Source organism: Allobosea sp. BE125 (assembly GCF_031456075.1).
In the GTDB taxonomy this organism is placed as follows: Bacteria; Pseudomonadota; Alphaproteobacteria; order Rhizobiales; family Beijerinckiaceae; genus Allobosea.
This window is the reverse complement of record NZ_JAVDTY010000005.1, coordinates 124,423-144,643: the sequence shown is the minus strand read 5'-3', so window position 1 is coordinate 144,643 and position 20,221 is coordinate 124,423. Positions and strand designations below refer to the sequence as shown.

General features: G+C 66.2%; 15 protein-coding genes. 7 read left to right on the top strand and 8 right to left on the bottom strand.

Annotated elements, in window-relative coordinates; all coding sequences use genetic code 11:
* The first annotated feature begins 70 nt into the window (after positions 1–70).
* Positions 71–481, top strand: coding sequence for an NADH:ubiquinone oxidoreductase subunit NDUFA12 (locus J2Y55_RS13570; RefSeq protein ID WP_310153739.1), 411 nt, complete (start codon positions 71–73; stop codon positions 479–481).
* 25 nt (positions 482–506) lie between these two features.
* Here the strand turns inward: J2Y55_RS13570 and J2Y55_RS13565 are convergent, their stop codons facing one another.
* Both J2Y55_RS13565 and J2Y55_RS13560 read right to left on the bottom strand, forming a co-directional pair.
* A complete protein-coding gene (locus J2Y55_RS13565) occupies positions 507–1,175 on the bottom strand; it encodes an isochorismatase family protein (protein ID WP_310153736.1) in 669 nt (222 codons plus the stop codon).
* A 71-nt stretch (positions 1,176–1,246) separates the two neighbouring features.
* Positions 1,247–2,590: an Nramp family divalent metal transporter gene (locus J2Y55_RS13560; RefSeq protein WP_310153733.1), complete on the bottom strand. Its 1,344-nt coding sequence runs from the start codon at positions 2,588–2,590 to the stop codon at positions 1,247–1,249.
* Between the two features lie 215 nt (positions 2,591–2,805).
* Here J2Y55_RS13560 and J2Y55_RS13555 point away from each other — a divergent pair, with 215 nt between their 5' ends.
* Positions 2,806–3,426 (top strand): DUF2155 domain-containing protein, encoded by a 621-nt coding sequence (locus J2Y55_RS13555; protein WP_310153731.1) that lies wholly within the window; start codon positions 2,806–2,808, stop codon positions 3,424–3,426.
* A 58-nt stretch (positions 3,427–3,484) separates the two neighbouring features.
* Here J2Y55_RS13555 and aat read toward each other — a convergent pair whose 3' ends face one another.
* The 5 genes from aat to J2Y55_RS13530 all read right to left on the bottom strand — a co-directional run bounded on the left by aat (position 3,485) and on the right by J2Y55_RS13530 (position 7,729).
* Positions 3,485–4,165: a leucyl/phenylalanyl-tRNA--protein transferase gene (gene aat, locus J2Y55_RS13550; RefSeq protein WP_310153728.1), complete on the bottom strand. Its 681-nt coding sequence runs from the start codon at positions 4,163–4,165 to the stop codon at positions 3,485–3,487.
* Between the two features lie 183 nt (positions 4,166–4,348).
* On the bottom strand, positions 4,349–5,713 hold the full coding sequence (gene accC / locus J2Y55_RS13545) for an acetyl-CoA carboxylase biotin carboxylase subunit (RefSeq protein ID WP_310153726.1): 1,365 nt from the start codon (positions 5,711–5,713) through the stop codon (positions 4,349–4,351).
* 44 nt (positions 5,714–5,757) lie between these two features.
* Positions 5,758–6,219, bottom strand: coding sequence for an acetyl-CoA carboxylase biotin carboxyl carrier protein (gene accB, locus J2Y55_RS13540; protein ID WP_310153722.1), 462 nt, complete (start codon positions 6,217–6,219; stop codon positions 5,758–5,760).
* A 78-nt stretch (positions 6,220–6,297) separates the two neighbouring features.
* Positions 6,298–6,756 carry a type II 3-dehydroquinate dehydratase gene (gene aroQ, locus J2Y55_RS13535; RefSeq protein WP_310153719.1) on the bottom strand — a complete coding sequence of 153 codons (459 nt, stop codon included), beginning with the start codon at positions 6,754–6,756 and terminating at the stop codon, positions 6,298–6,300.
* Between the two features lie 103 nt (positions 6,757–6,859).
* Positions 6,860–7,729, bottom strand: a complete 870-nt coding sequence (locus J2Y55_RS13530; RefSeq protein ID WP_310153717.1) for a DsbA family protein — start codon at positions 7,727–7,729, stop codon at positions 6,860–6,862.
* 112 nt (positions 7,730–7,841) lie between these two features.
* Here J2Y55_RS13530 and J2Y55_RS13525 point away from each other — a divergent pair, with 112 nt between their 5' ends.
* The gene (locus tag J2Y55_RS13525) at positions 7,842–9,032 is read left to right on the top strand and encodes a pyridoxal phosphate-dependent aminotransferase (protein WP_404978907.1); all 1,191 of its coding nucleotides are present in this window, start codon (positions 7,842–7,844) and stop codon (positions 9,030–9,032) included.
* Positions 9,033–9,119: 87 nt separating this feature from the next.
* Positions 9,120–11,426 carry a mechanosensitive ion channel family protein gene (locus J2Y55_RS13520; RefSeq protein WP_310153714.1) on the top strand — a complete coding sequence of 769 codons (2,307 nt, stop codon included), beginning with the start codon at positions 9,120–9,122 and terminating at the stop codon, positions 11,424–11,426.
* 136 nt (positions 11,427–11,562) lie between these two features.
* On the opposite strand, the gene J2Y55_RS13515 is transcribed toward J2Y55_RS13520, so the two are convergent.
* Complete coding sequence (locus J2Y55_RS13515; protein ID WP_310153710.1) at positions 11,563–14,361, bottom strand: ribonuclease E/G; 2,799 nt, start codon at positions 14,359–14,361, stop codon at positions 11,563–11,565.
* Positions 14,362–15,100: 739 nt separating this feature from the next.
* Between J2Y55_RS13515 and J2Y55_RS13510 the strand changes: the two genes are divergently transcribed.
* The 3 genes from J2Y55_RS13510 to prfB all read left to right on the top strand — a co-directional run bounded on the left by J2Y55_RS13510 (position 15,101) and on the right by prfB (position 20,196).
* Positions 15,101–16,321, top strand: coding sequence for an N-acetylmuramoyl-L-alanine amidase (locus J2Y55_RS13510; RefSeq protein ID WP_310153707.1), 1,221 nt, complete (start codon positions 15,101–15,103; stop codon positions 16,319–16,321).
* Positions 16,322–16,451: 130 nt separating this feature from the next.
* Positions 16,452–18,896 (top strand): penicillin-binding protein 1A, encoded by a 2,445-nt coding sequence (locus tag J2Y55_RS13505; RefSeq protein ID WP_310153704.1) that lies wholly within the window; start codon positions 16,452–16,454, stop codon positions 18,894–18,896.
* 171 nt (positions 18,897–19,067) lie between these two features.
* A protein-coding gene (gene prfB / locus J2Y55_RS13500; RefSeq protein ID WP_310153702.1) for a peptide chain release factor 2 occupies positions 19,068–20,196 on the top strand; the annotation gives its coding sequence in 2 pieces (ribosomal slippage) (positions 19,068–19,136 and positions 19,138–20,196; 1,128 coding nt in all).
* Positions 20,197–20,221 lie beyond the last annotated feature (25 nt).

Genomic DNA, 20,221 nt, shown 5'->3' with positions numbered 1-20,221 from the left:
AGGTCTGGACAGCGCCGCTCCATCTCTCCATAAGTCGCCCAGGCAAACCGACCGCGACGGGCGCACTTTCATGAAGCCTTTGCTGCTCCAGATCTTCACCTGGTGGAACGGCCAGACCATCGGCACGCGCTTCCATACCTGGCGCTTCGGCGAGCGGGTCGGCGCCGACGAGTTCGGCAATGTCTATTACCGCACCAAGGGCGGGGTGAAGGACAAGGCGCTGGGCATCCAGCGTCGCTGGGTCGTCTATAACGGCGAAGCTGAAGCCTCCAAGATCCCGCCGGGCTGGAATGGCTGGCTGCATCACACCGTCGATGTCGCGCCCTCCGAGGAGCGCTACGAGCCGCGCGAGTGGCAAGAGCCGCATCAGCAGAACTGGACCGGCACGGCGCTGGCCTATCGCCCGCAGGGTTCGACGCTGACTGGTGGCCACCGCCCGCCGGCAACAGGCGACTACGAGGCCTGGACGCCAGGGCGCTGAGGCGCCGCCGGCCGGGCAGGGCGCTTCACGCCGAAGCAGAGATCAAATCCAGCACCTCCGCGGTCGGCCTGACATCGCCGAAGCAGCGATAGATTGTCGTCAGCGAGGCCTCGTGCAGGCCGTGGGCGTGGCCGACATTCGCGTCCGAGACCATGACGACGCGATAGCCCAGTTCGACAGCGTCGCGAGCCGAGGATTCGCAGCAGATATTCGTGACCGTCCCGGCAATCAGCAGCGTGTCGAGCCCCCGCCGCTGCAATTGCGCGTGCAGGTCGCAGCGCCCCGGGAAAAAGGCGCTGTAGCCCTGTTTCATGGCGTGGATGTCGCCGGGCTGCGGCGTGAGTTCGTGCCAGAGCCGCGAGCGCGGGTCGTCAGACCGGGCGCCGTCCTGGAAATGGCGCAGGCGCTCCGGGCCATGGATCGCCGCCAGGACAGGGCTCTCCAGCGGCATCGGCGCTGCGGTGACCCAAGCCACCGTGCCGCCGCGCTCTCGCAACGCTGCCGCCACCTGGTTGATCGGGCTGATGATCTCGCGGCAGGCTTCGTCATTCTCGACCGAGGCGCGCATCAGGTCGATGACGACGAGCGCGGTCAGCGCCGGGTTCAGGCTCTCGAAGGCATGGAGACGCCCGCGCCGGGACACGACCTTGGCGACAACGGCCTCGTCGATGCCGCTCGGATGGCGCAATGTCATCTGTCCGTCCTGCGATCGGCCTCTGCCTTTCCCAGGAGAGCCGATTCGCTGTCGCCAGAGCAATCGCCGCGTCAGCCGCCGATGACGAAATCGAACAGCAGCTTGATGTTGAGCGCCGCGATCACGATCGCGATCAGCCAGGCGAAGATGGCGAGCCAGCGCGGAGCGACGAGCGCGCCCATCTTCGCCTTGTCTGCGGTGAACATCACCAGCGGGAAGACGGCGAAGGAGAGCTGCAGGCTGAGTACGACCTGGGTCAGGATCAGGAGCCGCGCCGTGCCGCTGTCGCCATACCAGATGGTCACGGCGGCGGCAGGCACGATGGCGATGGCGCGCGTGATCAGGCGGCGCAGCCAGGGCGCCAGCTTGATCTTGAGGAACCCCTCCATGACGATCTGGCCGGCCAGCGTCGCGGTCACCGTCGAATTGATGCCGCAGCAGAGCAGGGCGATGCCGAACAGGGTTGGTGCGATCGCCAGCCCCAGCAGCGGCCCGATCAGCTTATGCGCCTCGCCGAGCTCGGCGACGTCGGTCTGGCCGGTCTTGTTGAAGGTCGCCGCCGCCAGGATCAGGATCGCGGCATTGATCAAGAGCGCGAAGGTCAGCGCCACCGTCGAATCGATCGTGGCGTATTTCAGCGCCTGGCGCTTCTCGGGCAGGCTCTCGCCATAGGCGCGGGTCTGCACGATGCCCGAATGCAGATAGAGATTATGCGGCATCACCGTCGCGCCCAGGATGCCGAGCGCGAGATAGAGCATCTCGGGATTGGTGACGATCTGCGTCGTCGGCGCGAACCCCTTGATCACCGCCCCCCAATCGGGATCGGCCAGCGCGATCTGGATCGCAAAGCAGATGGCGATGACGCCGAGCAGGGTGATGATCAATGCCTCGACCCAGCGAAAGCCGAGCCGCTGCAGATACAGGATCAGGAAGACGTCGAGCGCGGTGATCAGGACGCCGATCTCGAGCGGGATGCCGAAGATCAGGTTGAGCCCGATCGCGGTGCCGATCACCTCCGCGATATCGGTCGCGATGATCGCGGTCTCGGCGAGAAACCAGAGTGTGAGCGCCACCGGCTTGGGGAAGGAGTCGCGGCAGGCCTGGGCGAGATCACGACCCGAGCCGATGGCAAGCCGCGCGCAGAGCGCCTGCAGCACGACTGCCATGATGTTCGACAGCAGCGCGACGACAAGCAGGGTGTAGCCGAATTTGGAGCCGCCGGCGATCGACGTCGCCCAGTTGCCCGGATCCATGTAGCCGACGGCGACGAGATAGCCCGGGCCGACGAAGGCGGCCGCGCGTCGCCAGCCTGGCTTGGCGGCTTGAACGTCGACCGAGCGATGCACGTCGGTGAGCGAGGCCTCGCCGCGATCCTGGCGCCAACCGGCGGGGGGCTTCTTGACGAAGGCGTCCATTGCGCATCACCTGCTCTTGCGAATTATTTGCAAGATACAGTTCTGCAAATTATTCGCAACAAGGAAAATCACGTGTCGTGTGATGGGAACGCCTGGGCGCCCATGACTACGGGGCATGGCTGGCGCCGAGACCGCAATCGCCCTTTTTCCGCTCGCTTTGCCATGGTAAGCCGCCAGCGCGCGTCGACCTCGCGCGACAGAGAATCGTTTTGAGCATGCCGTCCCGCAGCCTTTCCGTTCTGGCCCTTGCTACGCTTGTTTCGTTTGCGCTGGCTGAGCCCGCTGCGGCCGATCGCATCCGCAATCCGACCGCGGTCTTCGCCGGGCTCGACAAGATCACAGGGCGGATCATCTCCTTCGAGGTGGCGGTCGACGAGACCGTGCAGTTTGGCGCTTTGCAGATCACGCCGCGCGTCTGCTGGACGCGCCCGCCGACGGAAGCGCCGCAGACGACCTCCTTCACCGAGGTCGACGAGGTGACTTTCAACAACGAATACCGGCGCATCTTTACCGGCTGGATGTATGCGGCAAGCCCCGGCCTGCACGGTGTCGAGCATGCGATCTACGATGTCTGGCTGACGGACTGCAAAGGCGGAACGGAACTCGTCGTCGATCCCAAGGAGCCGGAGGCCCCGGTCCCCGAAGAACCGCGCCGGCCGCGCACCGCGCCGGCCCGCGACGTCAATCAGGCGCCGAACGCGCCGGCGCCGGGCGGACGCATCGATGTGCAGCCGCCCCAGGGCGTGCCGGTCGCGCCGCGCCAGGCGCCGAGCCAGCGTTTCTTCCCGACCAACCCTGCCGGTCCCAGAGATCCGGCCGCCGGCGGCAATCGCTGAGACCGCTCGGCATATTCTCGCTTAAGGGCTGAGATCGAGCCAGCATTCCGGCGAGGCCTCAGCTTGAAGTGAGTTCGGCCAGCGCCTGCCGCCCATCGGTGTTCGAGCTCTTGGGCCAGGACCACCAATTGCCGGGTTTGGCGACAGCTCGCTCCAGCAGTCCCTGATAAGCCGAGCGCGGGACCTCCTGAGTGCCGAACTGGGCGAGATGCGAGGTCTGGAACTGTGCGTCAAGCAGGCTGTAGCCGCCGCGCCTGAGCCGCGCGACGAGATGGACGAGGGCGACCTTCGAGGCGTCGGTCTCGCGGTGGAACATGCTTTCGCCGAAAAAGGCGCCGCCAAGCGAGAGCCCATAGAGCCCGCCGACGAGCCTGTTCTCGCGCCAGCATTCGACCGTATGGACATGGCCGAGGCGGAACAATTCACCGAAGATCTCGCGGATGCGGCCATTGATCCAGGTTTCGGGCCGGTCGGGCTTGGGCTCGGCGCAGGCCGCGATGACATGGTCGAAGGCGCTGTCGACCCTGATCTCGAAACGGTCGGAGCGGACGGTGCGGGCCAGGCGGGACGACAAATGGAAGGCGGCGAGCGGGATGACGCCGCGGATCTCGGGCTCGACCCAGAACAGATTGGGGTCGTCGGCGCTCTCCGCCATCGGGAAGATGCCGGCTGTATAGGCGCGCAGCATGATCTCAGGCGTGATCAGCGGCGAGCGGACGGGCACGGAGCGGGCCTTCATGGCGTGATGGGAGCGCGGGCCGCGCGGGGAGTCAAACGGCGGCCACGTCATTCCCAGGCGGGGCAGAGCGCAGCCTCAAGAATCTCGGGCAGAGGACTTATCTCGCGCAGGGCATCATGCCTCTCCCGCGGGAGATGGTCGGGTCAAGCCCGACCATGACGTGGTGTGTCCCGCGAAGAGCGCTCAGCCCTGGTTGGTTTCGCCCATCCCGCCGGCTGCGAGGAATTTCTCCAGCCAGTGGATGTTGTAGTCGCCGTTCAGGATGTCGGGGTTGCGCACCAGCGTGCGGAACAGCGGCAGCGTGGTGTCGACGCCATCGACGACGAACTCGTCGAGCGAGCGGCGCAAGCGCATCAGGCATTCAGCCCGGTTGCGGCCATGGACGATCAGCTTGCCGACCAGCGAATCGTAATGCGGCGGGATCGTGTAGCCCTGATAGGCGGCCGAATCGACACGCACACCGAGGCCGCCTGGCGTATGAAACGACGCGATTTTGCCCGGCGAAGGCCGGAAGGTCGCCGGATGCTCGGCATTGACGCGGCATTCGATGGCGTGGCCCTCGATCACCACATCCTTCTGCATGATCGAGAGTGGGGCGCCGGCCGCGATCCGGATCTGCTCGTTGACGAGGTCGATGCCGGTGATCATCTCGGTGACGGGATGCTCGACCTGGATGCGCGTGTTCATCTCGATGAAATAGAACTCGCCATCCTCGTAGAGGAATTCGATCGTGCCGGCGCCGAGATAGCCGAGCTTGGCCATCGCATTGGCGCAGACCATGCCGATCTTGTCGCGTTCGCCGGCGTTGAGTGCGGGCGAGGGGCCTTCCTCCCAGACCTTCTGGTGGCGGCGCTGCAGCGAGCAGTCGCGCTCGCCGAGATGGATGGCGTGGCCCTTGCCGTCGCCGAGCACCTGGATCTCGATATGGCGCGGCTTCTCCAGGTATTTCTCGATATAGACCGCGTCGTCGCCGAAATTGGCTTTTGCCTCGGTGCGGGCGGTCGAGAGCGCAACCGACATGTCCTCGGCATTGCGCACGACCTTCATGCCCTTGCCGCCGCCGCCGGACGCCGCCTTGATGATGACGGGGAAGCCGATCTCGGCTGCGATCCGCAAGGCTTCGTCATCGTCGGTGACGCCGCCCTCAGAGCCCGGCACGCAGGGGATTCCGAGCGCCTTGGCGGTGCGCTTGGCCTCGATCTTGTCGCCCATGCTGCGGATATGCTCGGCCTTGGGGCCGATGAAGGTGATGTTGTGCCGGTCCAGAATCTCGGCGAAGCGGGCATTCTCCGAGAGGAAGCCGTAACCGGGATGGACGGCATCCGCGCCGGTGATCTCGCAAGCGGCGATCAAGGCGGGGATGTTGAGATAGCTCTCGCGCGCCGAGGGCGGGCCGATGCAGACGCTCTCGTCGGCGAGGCGCACATGCATGGCGTTGGCGTCGGCGGTGGAGTGCACCGCCACCGTGGCGATGCCGAGCTCCTTGGCGGCGCGCAGCACGCGCAGCGCGATCTCACCCCGGTTGGCGATCAGGATCTTGTCAAACATCTTGAAGCCCAAATCGGATCGGCCATCCTCGCTCGGGGCCCGGCTCACTCGATCACCAGCAGCGGTTCGCCATATTCGACCGGCTGTCCGTCCTCGACCAGGATCGCGACGACCTTGCCGGCGCGGGGGGCGACGATGTCGTTGAAGGTCTTCATCGCCTCGACCAGGAGGACGCGCTCGCCCGCCTTCACGATGCTGCCGACCTCGACGAAGGGCTTGGCCTCCGGCGAAGCTCGGCGATAGGCCGTGCCGACCATCGGCGAGGCGACCGCGCCGGGATGGGCGGCGGACGGCTTGCCCTCGGCCGGGGCAGCGGCGACGGGCGCCGCGGCGGCGACGGGCAGGGACGCAGCGGCAGCGGGAACCTGCACGGTTGCCGTGATGGTCCGCGCCACGCGGACACGCAAATCGCCCTTCTCGACTTCGATCTCGGTCAGATCGGTCTCGTTCAGGAGCTGCGCGAGTTCGCGCACCAGTTCGGGGTCGATCGGGCTCTTGGTCGCCATGGCGGTGTCACCGTCTTTGTCGTCTTGGCAGCGGAGCGCTCAGCGCGCTCACGCCATCCTGTGGGAGATACTGGCGGTTCAGGCCGCCGGTTTCGCGAGCCGCTTCTGCAGAAGCGGCACGATCGCGTCGAAAGCAAGATCATAGCTTGCGACGCCGAAGCCGCAGATCACGCCCACGCAGACCGGCGCCATGTAGGAATGGTGCCGGAACTCCTCGCGGGCGTGGACATTGGAGACATGCACCTCGATGGCCAGCGCCTCGGTGCCCTTGATCGCGTCGCGCAATGCGACCGAGGTGTGGGTATAGGCGCCGGCATTGATGACGATGCCTGCGCCGGCCAGGCCCGCCTGCTGGATGAAGCTGACGAGCTCACCCTCGTAATTGGTCTGGCGGAAGGTCAAATCGACGCCGGCCGCGAGCGCCTTGGCCTTGAGCCTCTCCTCGACGCCGGCCAGCGTCACCGCGCCGTAGGTGGCGGGTTCGCGGGTGCCGAGCAGATTGAGATTGGGACCGTTGAGGACGTGGACGGCGACCATGGTGCGCGGTGATTCCAGCGCCGCATGAAAGCGGCAGACGCCGCCCTCATAAACGCTGCAGACCGGCAGGGGAAGGGCGAACCCCGACCAAAGTCGGCAGGCCTCAGCCGCTGCAGGTCGCCTTGCCGCATTTGCGGACGGCGTCGATCTTCGCTTTCAGCGCGGCCTGGCCGACTGCACCGAAGACGACCTCGTCGCCCAGGATGAAGGCCGGCGTGCCGGTAAGGCCCAGACGATCGCCCAGGGCGACGGTATCCTCGATCACGGCCTTGGTCGCCGAGGCGTCCATGTCCTTCTTCAGGCGCTCGATATCCGCGCCGGCGTCCTTGGCGACCTCGAGCGCCTTGGCGCCGTTGACGCGCCCCTTGGTCGCCATCAATTTGTTGTGGAACTCGAAGTATTTCGCGCCCTGGAGCTGATTCATGGCGGCGACAGCGACGCGGCTGGCCTCGACCGAATCCGGTCCGAGGATCGGGAAATCCTTGATCACGACCTTGAGCTTCGGGTCTTCCTTGGCAAGCGCGCGGACATCTTCCAGCGCCCTTTTGCAGAAGCCGCAATTGTAATCCATGAACTCGACGATGGTGACGTCGCCCTGAGGGTTGCCGACGATCGCCGAGGTTGCGGGATCGACGAGGCGGGCCTTCTCGGCCGTGACCGCGCTGCGCTGCGCCTCGGCCTGGGCAACCGTGTTGCGGCGTTCGATCTCGACCAGCGCTTCCTGGACCAGTTCGGGGTTCTGCAGCAGCGTCTCGCGGATCAGATCGACCACGGCCTTGCGCTGCTCGGGGGTGAGAGCGGAGCTTTGCGCGCGGGCCGGCGCCATCGTCAGGCTGCCCGCAACCAGGAGCGCGGAGAGCGCAAGGCCGGCGCGGCGCAGCACCGCGAGGTCAAGGCGCAGCAGGAAGGGAAGCGCGATCATCGTCGTCCTTTCGGGCAGGCCGGCGCTGGCCGGCAGGGCATCTCGCCCCATCATGGTTTCGAAAAAACCTTCAGAATTGCTTCTGGGCTCTTGCCGGGATTGCGTCAAATCACAGCTGTGACAGCGGTTGCGGGATGAGGGCTGCTCGGTTACGGCAACGGGCATGACCCAGCCAGCTCCTTCCGGCCTCCTCATGCCCGCGCTCGCCGCGCGGGCCGAGCGCGTTTCGCCATTCATCGTCATGGATGTGATGAACCAGGCCGCCGCGATCGAGCGGAATGGCGGTTCGGTGGTGCATATGGAGGTCGGGCAGCCTTCCGCGCCGACGCCGGCCTCGATCCGCACGGCGGCCGGTCGCGCGCTGGAGCATGGCCGCATCGGATATACCCAGGCGCTCGGCACGGATTCGCTGAGGGAACGCATCGCGCGGCATTATCGCGATGCTTATGGCGTCGGCGTGGCGGCGCAGCGCGTTGTGGTGACGACCGGCTCCTCTGGCGGCTTCATCCTGGCGTTCCTGGCCTGTTTCCAGCCCGGCGCACGGGTCGCCATCACTGCGCCGGGTTATCCGGCCTATCGCAACATCCTGATCGCGCTGGGGCTGGAGCCGGTCGCGATCGAGGTTGGACCCGAGACCCGTTTCGCACTGACGCCGGAGCTGATCGCCAGGGCGCATGCGCAGGCTCCGCTCGCCGGCGTGCTGACGATGAGCCCCGCCAACCCGACCGGCGTGGTGATGGCGCCCGACGCCATCGCCGCCGTGGCGGCGGAGTGCCGCAAGCTCGGCCTCTGGTACATCTCCGACGAAATCTATCACGGATTGACCTATGAGGCGCCTGCGACGACGGCGCTCGCCGCCGATCCCGACGCCATCATCGTCAACTCCTTCTCGAAATATTACTGCATGACCGGCTGGCGCGTCGGCTGGCTCGTCGTGCCCGAGCGGCTGGTGCGCACGATCGAGCGGCTGCAGCAGAATTTGTCGATCTCGGTGCCTTATCTCAGCCAGGTCGCGGGCGAGGCGGCCTTTGAGGCGACCGAAGAGTGCGAGGCGATCAAGGCCGGCTACGCGGCAAACCGCACCTATCTGCTGAAGGCTCTGCCGGAGATCGGGCTGGGTGATTTCCTGCCTGTCGACGGGGCCTTCTACATCTATCTCGACATCGGTCGATATTCGAATGATTCCATGGCCTTCTGCCGCGATGTTCTGAACCATGCCGGTGTCGCGATCACGCCCGGGCTCGATTTCGACGAAAGCCGTGGAGCCCGTACGGTGCGGCTCTCCTTCGCCGGCTCGCTGACGGAATGCGAGCAGGCAGTCGAACGGATGGGGGCCTGGCTGAAGCGCGGCTGAGCGCAAAGCGGGCTAAGCGAGCCCGGCGCTTGCCAAGAGCGAGGATTCCCGTCCAACTCGCGCTGTCCTTGGTGTTGGGAGCGGTCGATGCGACATTGCTTTGCGTCTTCGAGCAAGTCGGTCGCGTCCTGCGCCCTGGCGCTGCTCTTGTTCCTGTTGGCCAGTCTGGGTTTTGCGTCCGCGGGTTTCGCCCAGGCTCAAGGCGACGCGCCGGCTCAAGGCAACGCGAATGTCACGCTGACCCTGCGCGGCGACGAGACAGCGGAGACGGTGCGCAAGCTGGTCGACGCCTTGTCGACCGGCGGCCGGAAGGTCGAGGTCAGGATCGCGGGCAAAGACCAACCCAGCAAGGACCAGCCCGTCCAGGCCGCACCAGTGACGGTCACGAACGGCGCTGCCACGCCGCCGGCAAACACCAGCCCGGATCAGGGCGAAACACCGGTCGAGGCGTTCTGGGATCATTTCGTCGACGGGCTGACCCAAGGGGTGAGCGCGGTCCCGCGCCTGGCCGCGCTGCCGGCTGCCTGGCGGAGCGCCTGGGCGCAGAACCGCAACGGCGCAAGCGGGCTTCCGGCCGGCTGGGGGATCATCGCTGGCCTGGCGCTCGCGGTCGCCGCGGCAGGGCTATTGCGTTTCGCGACCGCGGGCTGGTTCGCGCGTCGGCTGCAGCCCAAAGGGCCTGAATTCACGCCACGCCTGATCGCATCGTCCTGGGGACTGTTCCAGGATCTGATGACGCTCACAGCCGGCCTGGCGGCGTTGCATGCCGCGCGCATGCTCTGGTTGCCCGAACCCGATCTTGCCGCGACGACCTTGCGCGTCATCACCAACGGCGTCGTGATCGGGGCCGGGCACCTGATGCTCGCGCGCTTCCTGCTGTCTCCCGGCGTACCGGAGCGGCGGATCATGCCGCTGCCGCGGGCCAACCGGCATTTCGGCCTGATTGCCTTCTTCGGCATCGCCTCGCCGATCCTGCTGACGACCGCGGTCGCAAGCCAGCACGCAGCTGGCCCCGGTCCGGTCGCGGGGCTGTTCACGCTGGCCGGCATTGCCGTGACTCTGTTCAAGGCATGGTGGTTCATCGATGCGCGACACGATCTCGCAGCGCTCATCCTCGAATCATCGCATGAGCCGGGGCCAGGCCGGCGGGTGATCGCGGCCGGAGCCGGCTGGCTCTACGCCGCCTCGGCCGTGGCGATCTGGATGGTCGGCAACGCGGCGGCGATGATGGAGGGCGGAGCGCACTGGACCGAGGCGGCCGGATTGACGCAGCTTATCATTGTTCTGGTGCCGATCCTGGCGGTCGGCATCACCAGCCTGATGGCCTGCCGGCAGGCGCATGCCGCCGCCCTGGGCGAGCGCGCGCCGCTGACGCTCGCGCTCGGCCATGCGGCGCGGGCAGCTGCCGGAGGCGTGATCTGGGCCGGCGGCTTCTATCTGCTGGCGCGGCTCTGGGGCGGCTTCCTCCTCGGCGTAAGCTCGACGGAGTTCTCCGCCTTCTCGCAGCGGGCGGCAGGCGTCGCCATGCTCGCCTTCGCGGGTTGGGTCGCGCTCGTCTTCCTGCGGGCCTTCTTCGACGCCTATGCGCCCAAGCGCGGTGCGACCGGCCCTGTCGACGAGGACGCCACGCATGAAGAGAGCATTCCTTCGCGACTCGCGACCGTCCTGCCGGTGCTGCGCGGCGTCGTACTGGGCGCGGTCGTCGGCTTGACCGGACTTGTCGTGCTGTCGCGGCTCGGCGTCGATATCGGCCCCTTGCTCGCCGGCTTCGGCATTCTGGGGCTCGCCATCTCCTTCGGCTCGCAGGCGCTGGTGCGCGACATCGTCTCCGGCTTCTTCTTCATGATCGAGGATGCTTTCCGCGTCGGCGAATATGTCGATACCGGGCGGCTCAAGGGCACGGTCGAGAAGATATCGCTGCGCTCGATGCAGCTGCGCCACCAGAGCGGACAGATCCACACGGTGCCGTTTGGCCAGATTCCCTCCCTCACCAATGCCAGCCGCGACTGGGCGACGCTGAAGTTCAATGTCAGGCTCGATCACTCCGCGGATATCGAAAAGGCACGCAAGGCGATCAAGAAGACGGGCCTGGCCCTGCTCGAAGATCCGGAATTCGCCCCACATTTCATCGCGCCGCTCAAGATGCAGGGCGTCGCCGACATCACGGACAGCGCCATCGTCATCCGGTTGAAATTCACCGCCAAGCCGAACCAGGCTTCCTCGCTCCAGCGCGAAGCGTTGAAACGGGTCTATCGCGCGCTCAACGAGGCGGGTGTGCCCTTCGCCTCGAACGCCGTGACGGTGCGCGGCGGGGAGGCGGGTTCGCAAGCCGGCGCGGCGGCAGCGATCAGCGCCGTGCCGCCGCCGAGCCCGCTCGCGCCGGCCGCGGGATGAAGTTTGCGGGAGAAGGGCAGAATAGGCGCTGCGCCGGTTCGTAGGCGTCCGGGCGCCCAAGCGCTCTTGTTGGCGGCATTATATGAATCCGCGACAGGAAAAAGGCCGCTGCGGTGTCCCGCAGCGGCCTTTTCATTCAGTTCCTGCCGGCCAGCTTGTTCCACCAGCCGCCGCGCTTGGGGCGGTCCGGATCGGGCGGGGTCAGCACCACCGCGACCGGCTCCTCGACCACGCGCGGAACGGGGACGGGTTCTGGTTCCGGAACAGGCGCGGCAGCGACCGGCTCGGCGGCGATGGGCGCAACCACCGGCGTCTCGGCGACGACCGGCGCCGCTTCACCGTCTTCCGTGATCGGCACGACCTTCTTGCGGGCGCGGCTGCGCTTGGGCTTCTCGACCGGGGCGGCTTCAGCCTCGACCGTGACGGCCTCGGTCACAACCTCGGGAGCATCCGCGACCTTGGCGGCCTCGGCCGGAGCCTCAGCCTCGGCCGGAGACTCGGCGTCGGCCTTGGGCTTGCGCCCGCCACGGCGGCCGCGGCGCGGCTTGGCATCCTCGGCTTCCGGCTCTGCTGCCACTTCGGTCACAACCGGCTCGGGAGCGGCAGCGACGGTCTCGGTCTCCTGCGATTCGGCGGCGTTCTCATCGCCGTCCTCGTCGTCGTCCTGACCGTCCTCATCGCCCTCGGCATCCGTGCCGCCGTCGAGACGCACGCCATTGGCGTCACGCTCGCCGCCACGCCGCCGCCGGCGACGACGCCTGCGCTTGCGGCCGCCTTCGCCGCGCGCTTCGCCCTCGCCACGGTCCGGCTTGTCGTCATTGGCGGCCGCGGCTGTCGTGGCCTCGGCTGCTTCGCTGCCCTCGTCTTCGGCGCCGAGCGCCTCGGCTTCAGCCGCGGCGTCGAGCGCGTCATCGTCGATATCGGCGGGGATCGCCTCGGCCTTGAAGGAGGTCGGGACGATGCGACCTTCATTGCCGACGAACTCGCCGCGCTCGACCTCGAAATAGCGCGTGCCGAGCAGGGTTGCGTCGACCGTGATGCTGATCGCGATGGCGAAGCGGGTTTCCAGGTCGGTGAGATGGGCGCGCTTCTGATTCAGCACATAAAGCGCGACCTCCGGCCGGGTGCGGACGGTGAGGTTATGCGAGGCGCTCTTGATCAGGTTTTCCTCGAGCGCGCGCAGGATCTGCAGCGAGACGGACGCCGCCGAGCGCATCATGCCGGCGCCGGCGCAATGCGGGCAGGGCACGGACGAACTCTCGAGCACGCCGGTGCGAATGCGCTGGCGCGACATTTCGAGCAGACCGAAGGCCGAGATGCGGCCGACCTGGATGCGGGCGCGGTCGTCCTTGAGACAATCCTTCAGCTTCTTCTCGACGGCGCGGTTGTTGCGGTTCTCCTCCATGTCGATGAAATCGATCACGATGAGGCCGGCCAGGTCGCGCAGGCGGAGCTGGCGGGAGATCTCCTCCGCCGCTTCGAGATTGGTCTTGAGGGCGGTGTCCTCGATATTGTGCTCGCGGGTCGAACGCCCGGAGTTGATGTCGATGGCGACCAGCGCCTCGGTCTGGTTGATGACGATATAGCCGCCGGATTTCAGCGTCACATTGTTGGAGAACATCGCATCGAGCTGACTCTCGACGCCGAAACCGGCGAAGAGCGGCGTCTGCTCGCGATAGGCCTTCACGCTCTTGGCGTGGCTCGGCATGAGCATGCGCATGAAGTCCTTGGCCTCGCGATAGGCCTCCTCGCCGGCGACGTGAACCTCGTCGATGTCCTTGTTGTAGAGGTCGCGGATCGAGCGCTTGACGAGGTTGCCCTCCTCATAGACCAGCGCCGGCGCGACCGAGGCGAGCGTCAATTCGCGCACGCTCTCCCACATCCGCATCAGATATTCGTAATCGCGCTTGATCTCGACCTTGGTGCGCGAGGCGCCGGCCGTGCGCAGGATGATGCCCATCCCCTCCGGAACCTCGAGCTCGGAGGCGACTTCCTTCAGGCGCTTGCGGTCCTCGGCATTGGTGATCTTGCGCGAGATGCCGCCGCCCTTGCCGGTATTGGGCATGAGCACCGAGTAGCGGCCGGCGAGCGAGAGATAGGTGGTGAGCGCCGCGCCCTTATTGCCGCGCTCTTCCTTGACGACCTGGACCAGGATGATCTGGCGACGCTTGATCACCTCCTGGATCTTGTACTGGCGGCGATGATGGCGCTGGGGCCGCTCGGAGATGTCGTCGAGCGCGTCGCCGCCACCGAGCTGCTCGGGCTCTTCATGCTCGGCGTCCTCGTGAGCGTGCTCTTCGCCGTCCTCTTCGTCCTCGGCCGGCTTACGGGCCTCTTCGCCTTCTGGTGCGGCTTCGTCCGTGGCCGTAGCCTCGACCGTTTCCGTCTCGTAGGTCAGCGAGGGTGCGTTCTCTACAGCGTCCTCGGTCGCAGATTCGGTGATGGAGGGCGCGAATTCCTCGCCGAAGGCAGGTCCGCCTTCATTGACCATCGCGGCGCCCTTGCCGTCGGCCTCGATCTCGGAGGTGACGGTCTCGTCATGGGACGCCTTCTTGGCGCGCCCGTCGCGATCGCCTCGGCGGCCACGGTCACGACGACCGCCACCGCGCTTTTCGCGCTTCTCCTCGTCGCGCTCTTCCTCACGGTCGGCGCGCGCCTCTTCCGCGATCAGCGCCTGACGGTCGGCGACCGGGATCTGGTAATAGTCCGGGTGGATTTCGGAGAAGGCGAGGAAGCCGTGGCGGTTGCCGCCATACTCGACGAAAGCGGCCTGGAGCGAGGGCTCCACGCGCGTCACCTTCGCCAGGTAGATGTTGCCCCGCAGCGGTTTGCGGCTGGCAGACTCGAAATCAAATTCCTCGACGCGGGATCCGCGAACCACCACGACCCGGGTCTCCTCCGGGTGGGTGGCGTCGATGAGCATCTTGTTGGCCATATGAATTTTCCATGGGCGCGGCCGCCATCAAAACCCGCCGGGCTGCGGATGAGAATCCGCTGCCGCGGGCAGGGGCGCCGCGTGAAGGCCGGCGACAGCCGGCATGTTGCAGGAGCAAAAGCCGGCGCAAACCGGCGTCTGGGACGGGGAAGTGTTCGATCGAGACAGGATAGCGGCTCGGGAAATCCGGCCGGGCAAGCGCCCCGGCACAGTCCCGCAGGTATGGACGAATCACCGATGAAAAATGCGGCGTCGTATGCCCCGACATCTGTCCTGACCTGCGACGCACTCGCCGAAAGACGAAGCACGCCGCGTTTGCACGCTCGCGAGACCTAGCCAGGCGCCGAACTTTCGTGGCTGACGCCGGCCGTCCGCGGACGATCCGTTGGCGGTTGCGCTGCTGCGGCCGAACCCGGAAGGGTCGGCCGCCTTAAGCCTGACCCCGGACGCCGACGGATCCTCGGATCCGGATGCGCACCATGGGCGGCTTCGCAATGCAACCATCCCCATTACAGACAGGTGACAGTGATTTGCAAGTCACATCATCCAGCCATTGCAACAGTGAGGCGGGCAAGCACGGTTCACGGTCGGGGACGGGCATGGTAACGCCCTGTTAAGGCCTCACGCCCTTATGGTTAAGCGTCGGTGACGCAGACACGGATCAATTACCCCTTTGCTCCGCTTTCGCAGCCCAGCTTTCCGCAGCCTCCGCGTCGGCCGTGCCCGTCACAGCGCGAGCTTGCTTTCGCGCGTGCTTCTCGGCTCCTGGCTTGCCGCTGTCTGCGTAAGCGCCGGCGGCGCCAATGCCGGGCCCGCCAATGATTTTCCGGTCGCGACCGACGCCAGGATCGAGCAGGCAGGAGAAATCATACGCCTGACCGTGGCGCTTTCGCGGCCAGTTTCCGTCACCACATCGGTGATGGCCTCGCCCGATCGGGTTATCGTCGATTTGCCGTCAGTCAATTTCCAGATGCAGCCCGCGACCGGGCGCAATGGCGCGGGCTTCGTCAGCGCCTTCCGTTTCGGCCTGTTCACGGCCGAGCGCTCGCGCATCATCATCGACCTGGCGCAGCCCGCTCTCGTCGCGCGCGCCGAGATGCGCAACCGGCGCGGCGGCTTCGGCGAGCTCGTGATCGAGCTGAAGCGCTCCTCGCGGGTTGAGTTCCAGGCAGCGGCGAATGAGGCTTCGAAAAACCGCCCCGAGCCGGCCATGTCGCCGGTCGAGATCGTCAAGCCCGCCGGAGATACCCGCCAGATCGTGGTCATCGACCCGGGCCATGGCGGCATCGACCCCGGCACGGTGGTGGCGTCGATTGCGGAAAAGGCGGTCGTGCTGGCTTTCGGCATGACGCTGAAGGAGAGCTTGGAGGCGTCGGGGCGCTATCGCATCCTGATGACCCGCGATGAAGATCGCTTCGTCCCGCTGGGCGAACGGGTGAAGATCGCGCGGGAGGCAGGGGCCGATCTGTTCATCTCGATCCATGCGGATTCGCTGACGCAAGCGCAGGATGTGCGCGGCGCCACGATCTATACCGGCTCCGAACGCGCGACCGATGCGGAAGCGGCCCGGCTGGCGGCCAAGGAAAACCAGGCGGACACGGTCGCGGGCCTCGATTCGAGCGAGGATACGCAGGACGTCGCCGGCATCCTGATGGATCTGGCCAAGCGGGAGACGCGGACCTTCTCCTCGGTGTTCGCGCGCAATCTCGTCGAGGCGCTCGGTGGCTCCGTGAAGATGCACAAGGTGCCGCTCCGCTCGGCGGGGTTTCGTGTGCTGAGCGCGCCGGATGTTCCGTCCGTGCTGATCGAACTCGGCTACATGTCGAGCCCGAAGGACGCGGAATTGCTCAATTCGGCGGCCTGGCGGACGCAGGCCGTCGCGGCCGTGCATGCCGCGGTAGACGGCTATTTCGCCCAGGCCCGCCCGCCTGCCGGCAAGGCTGCAGAGAACCGGCGTTGAGCCAGGTGGCTTTGGCGTGAAATTGTGGTCCTGAGGCCACGGTTCCGCCATCTCTGTTATGCTATAGAATTGATTCACGCTGCCCGTTTTTGGGGCGAGCTAGCCATGACAGTGAGGGCCAGGGCCTCCTATGCGGTTTGTTCTGCGACTCTTCGGGTGGCTTTTTGCTGCCGGCACGATCGTCTTCGTGATTGGCGCCGTGGGCGCAGCCGGCCTCGTCTGGCACTACTCGAAGGACCTTCCCGATTCGGCCCAGCTCAGGAATTATGAGCCGCCGGTGATGACGCGCGTCCACGCCGGCGACGGCAGCCTGATCGCGGAGTTTGCACGCGAGCGCCGGCTCTATATGCCGATCCAGGCCGTGCCCAAGCTCGTCATCCAGGCCTATCTCTCGGCTGAGGACAAGAATTTCTACAAGCATGTCGGCGTCGATCCCGAAGGGCTCGTGCGCGCCGCGATCAGCAACTTCCGCAACAAGGGAGTCCGCAGACCGCAAGGCGCATCGACGATCACCCAACAGGTCGCGAAGAATTTCTTCGTCGGTGCCGAACAGAGCTACGAGCGCAAGATCCGCGAGGCGCTCGTCGCCCTGCGCCTCGAGGCGACCTATTCCAAGGACAAGATCCTCGAGCTCTATCTCAACGAGATCTATCTCGGCGCGCCGGCTCCGGGGCAGGGCAGCTATGGCATCGGCGCAGCAGCGCTGAACTATTTCGGCAAGTCGGTGCATGAACTGAACCTGCAGGAGGTGGCGTATCTGGCGGCGCTGCCCAAGGCGCCGACCGATCTGCACCCCTTCCGCAACCGCGAGCGCGCGATCGAACGCCGCAACTATGTGATCGATCGCATGGTCGAGAACGGCTACGTCACGCGCGAGGCCGGCGACACAGCCAAGAAGCAGCCGCTCGGCGTCAATCCGCGCACGGTTTCGCCCAACAACATCGCCGCCGGCTATTTCGCCGAAGAAATTCGCCGCGAATTGCAGGATCGCTATGGCGAGAAGAAGCTGCTCGAAGGCGGCCTCTCCGTGCGCTCGACCGTCGATCCCAAGATGCAGTTGATGGCGCGCAAGGCGCTGGTCGACGGGCTGGTGCGTTTCGATGAGGCGCGCGGCTGGCGCGGCGCGATCCAGAAGATCGACCTGAACGCTCGCGACTGGGGCCTGGCCATTGGCGAGCTGAAAGTGCTGGGCGATGTCGCGCCCTGGCGTCTCGGGGTCGTCCTGGATGTCACCGGCGACACGGCTCGCATCGGCCTCCACCCGCTCAACGAGACCTCAGGCGCGCTGCGCAGTGAACGGACGACGGTGACGCTCGGCGCCGACGGCATCAAATGGACGCGGCGTGCACGCGTGTCGCAGGCTGTGTCGGTCGGCGATGTCGTCTATGTCGAGCCCATCGACAACCGGCCGGGGCAGGTCCGCTTGCGGCAATTGCCTGAGGTCAACGGCGCCATCACCGTGATGGATCCGTTCTCCGGCCGCGTGCTCGCCATGGTCGGCGGCTTCTCGCATGACCAGTCGGAATTCAACCGCGCGACGCAGGCGCTGCGTCAGCCAGGCTCGTCGTTCAAGCCCTTCGTCTACGCCACCGCACTCGACAACGGCTATACGCCGTCGAGCATCGTGCTGGACGGCCCCATCGAGATCGACCAGGGCGGCGGGCTCGGCATGTGGCGGCCGGAAAACTACGACGGAAAGTCGACCGGGCCTCACACCCTTCGCTATGGCATCCAGTTCTCCAAGAACCTGATGACCGTCCGGCTCGCCAAGGATGTCGGCATGCCGCTGATCGCGGAATATGCCCGCCGCTTCGGCGTCTATGACGATATGCTGCCCGTGCTCTCGATGGCGCTGGGCGCCGGCGAGACCACGGTGATGCGGATGACCGCCGGCTACGCCATGCTCGTCAATGGCGGCAAGCGCATCCGGCCGACCTTGATCGACCGCATCCAGGATCGCTGGGGCGCGACCATCTTCCGGCACGACCAGCGCGTCTGCGAAGGCTGCGACGCCGACAAGTGGAACAATCAGCGCGAACCGCGGCTCGTCGACAACCGCGACCAGGTTCTCGACCCGCTGACCGCCTATCAGATGGTCTCGATCCTCGAAGGCGTGGTCAATGCGGGCACGGCGACGGTGGTGAAGTCCGTCGGCAAGCCGCTCGGCGGCAAGACCGGCACGACCAACGAAGCCAAGGACGTCTGGTTCGTCGGTTTCTCGCCGGACCTCGCCGTCGGCGTCTATATGGGCTTCGACAAGCCGAAGTCACTCGGCACCTCGGCGACTGCAGGCCAGTACGCCGCGCCGATCTTCCGCGATTTCATGATGGCGGCGCTCAAGGACAAGCCGGCGACGCCGTTCCGCGTGCCGGCCGGCATCAAGCTGATCCGGGTCGACCCCAAAACCGGCATGCGCTCCGGCGGCGAGGGCGGCATCCTGGAGGCGTTCAAGCCCGGCACCGCGCCGCCCGACAGCTACTCCGTCATCGGAGCCGCCGGCGACGGCTCGACGCCGCTCAGCGTCTCGCCCGGCGGCGGGCGCTCGGTCGGCTCCGGGACCGGCGGATTGTACTGACCCCGTCACGTCATTCTCGGGCGCAGCCAAGCGCAAGCCCGGGATTCTCAAGAGGGGGAGGCGGGTCGGCCCAAAGCCGACCCTGACGCCACCGGGCGTTTACAGCCGGCGTTTTCACCCCTATCTCAACGCTTCACTTCAAGAAGCTTCAGCGAAAGTTCTGACACGCCCATGCGTCCTGAAATCCAGACCCAGCTCGACAACGCCAAGCAGTCGATTGGACTGCTGAGGAGGCATCTTTGACTGGGATCAAGCACAACGCCGTCTCGCCGAACTGAACGCCCTCTCCGAGGGGCCCGATTTCTGGAACGATGCCGACGCCGCGCAGAAGTTGATGCGCGAGCGCACCTCGCTCGAGGAGCAGATCAACGGCATCGTCAAGCTCGAACGTGATCTCGACGATGCGCTTACGCTGATCGAGCTCGGCGAGATGGAGGAGGATGAAGCCTCCATCACCGAAGGTGAGGGCGCTATCAAGACTGTCGAGGCCGAGGCGGCGCGCCGGCAGGTCGAGACGCTGCTGTCGGGCGAAGCCGACATGCTCGACACCTATCTCGAGATCCATCCCGGCGCGGGCGGCACCGAAAGCCAGGACTGGGCCGAGATGCTGCTGCGGATGTACCGGCGCTGGGGCGAGCGGCGCAAGCTCAAGGTCGAGACGCTGGAATACCAGGACGGCGACACCGCCGGCATCAAATCGGCGACCCTGCAGTTCAAGGGGCACAACGCCTATGGCTGGCTGAAGACCGAATCAGGCGTGCACCGGCTCGTGCGCATCTCGCCGTTTGATTCCAATGCGAGACGCCAGACCTCCTTCGCATCGGTCTGGGTCTATCCCGTTGTCGACGACCGCATCGTCATCGACATCAACGAATCCGATTGCCGGATCGACACCTACCGGGCGCAGGGCGCGGGCGGCCAGCACATCAATACGACCGATTCGGCCGTCCGCATCACCCACATCCCGTCAGGCATCGCTGTCTCGTGCCAGCAGGAACGATCGCAGCACAAGAACAAGGCCAAGGCCTGGGACATGCTCCGCGCGCGCCTCTATGAGGTCGAGCTGAAGAAGCGCGAAGACAAGGCCAATGCCGAGCAGGCCTCGAAGACTGATATCGGCTGGGGCCACCAGATCCGCTCCTATGTGCTGCAGCCCTATCAGCTGGTGAAGGATCTGCGCACGGGGGTGAGTTCGACGGCCCCGAGCGACGTTCTCGACGGCGCGCTCGACCCGTTCATGGAAGCCTCGCTGGCGCAGCGGGTCTATGGCACCGAGGTCGAAGTCGAAGACATCGACTAGAGCAGTTTCCGATCCAATTGGATCA

Excerpts from the sequence above, each read along its gene's own strand:
- J2Y55_RS13570 (WP_310153739.1), top strand. The coding sequence starts at position 71 with ATGAAGCCTTTGCTGCTCCAGATCTTCACCTGGTGGAACGGCCAGACC.
- J2Y55_RS13565 (WP_310153736.1), bottom strand. The coding sequence starts at position 1,175 with ATGACATTGCGCCATCCGAGCGGCATCGACGAGGCCGTTGTCGCCAAG.
- J2Y55_RS13560 (WP_310153733.1), bottom strand. The coding sequence starts at position 2,590 with ATGGACGCCTTCGTCAAGAAGCCCCCCGCCGGTTGGCGCCAGGATCGC.
- J2Y55_RS13555 (WP_310153731.1), top strand. The coding sequence starts at position 2,806 with ATGCCGTCCCGCAGCCTTTCCGTTCTGGCCCTTGCTACGCTTGTTTCG.
- aat (WP_310153728.1), bottom strand. The coding sequence starts at position 4,165 with ATGAAGGCCCGCTCCGTGCCCGTCCGCTCGCCGCTGATCACGCCTGAG.
- accC (WP_310153726.1), bottom strand. The coding sequence starts at position 5,713 with ATGTTTGACAAGATCCTGATCGCCAACCGGGGTGAGATCGCGCTGCGC.
- accB (WP_310153722.1), bottom strand. The coding sequence starts at position 6,219 with ATGGCGACCAAGAGCCCGATCGACCCCGAACTGGTGCGCGAACTCGCG.
- aroQ (WP_310153719.1), bottom strand. The coding sequence starts at position 6,756 with ATGGTCGCCGTCCACGTCCTCAACGGTCCCAATCTCAATCTGCTCGGC.
- J2Y55_RS13530 (WP_310153717.1), bottom strand. The coding sequence starts at position 7,729 with ATGGGGCGAGATGCCCTGCCGGCCAGCGCCGGCCTGCCCGAAAGGACG.
- J2Y55_RS13525 (WP_404978907.1), top strand. The coding sequence starts at position 7,842 with ATGACCCAGCCAGCTCCTTCCGGCCTCCTCATGCCCGCGCTCGCCGCG.
- J2Y55_RS13520 (WP_310153714.1), top strand. The coding sequence starts at position 9,120 with ATGCGACATTGCTTTGCGTCTTCGAGCAAGTCGGTCGCGTCCTGCGCC.
- J2Y55_RS13515 (WP_310153710.1), bottom strand. The coding sequence starts at position 14,361 with ATGGCCAACAAGATGCTCATCGACGCCACCCACCCGGAGGAGACCCGG.
- J2Y55_RS13505 (WP_310153704.1), top strand. The coding sequence starts at position 16,452 with ATGCGGTTTGTTCTGCGACTCTTCGGGTGGCTTTTTGCTGCCGGCACG.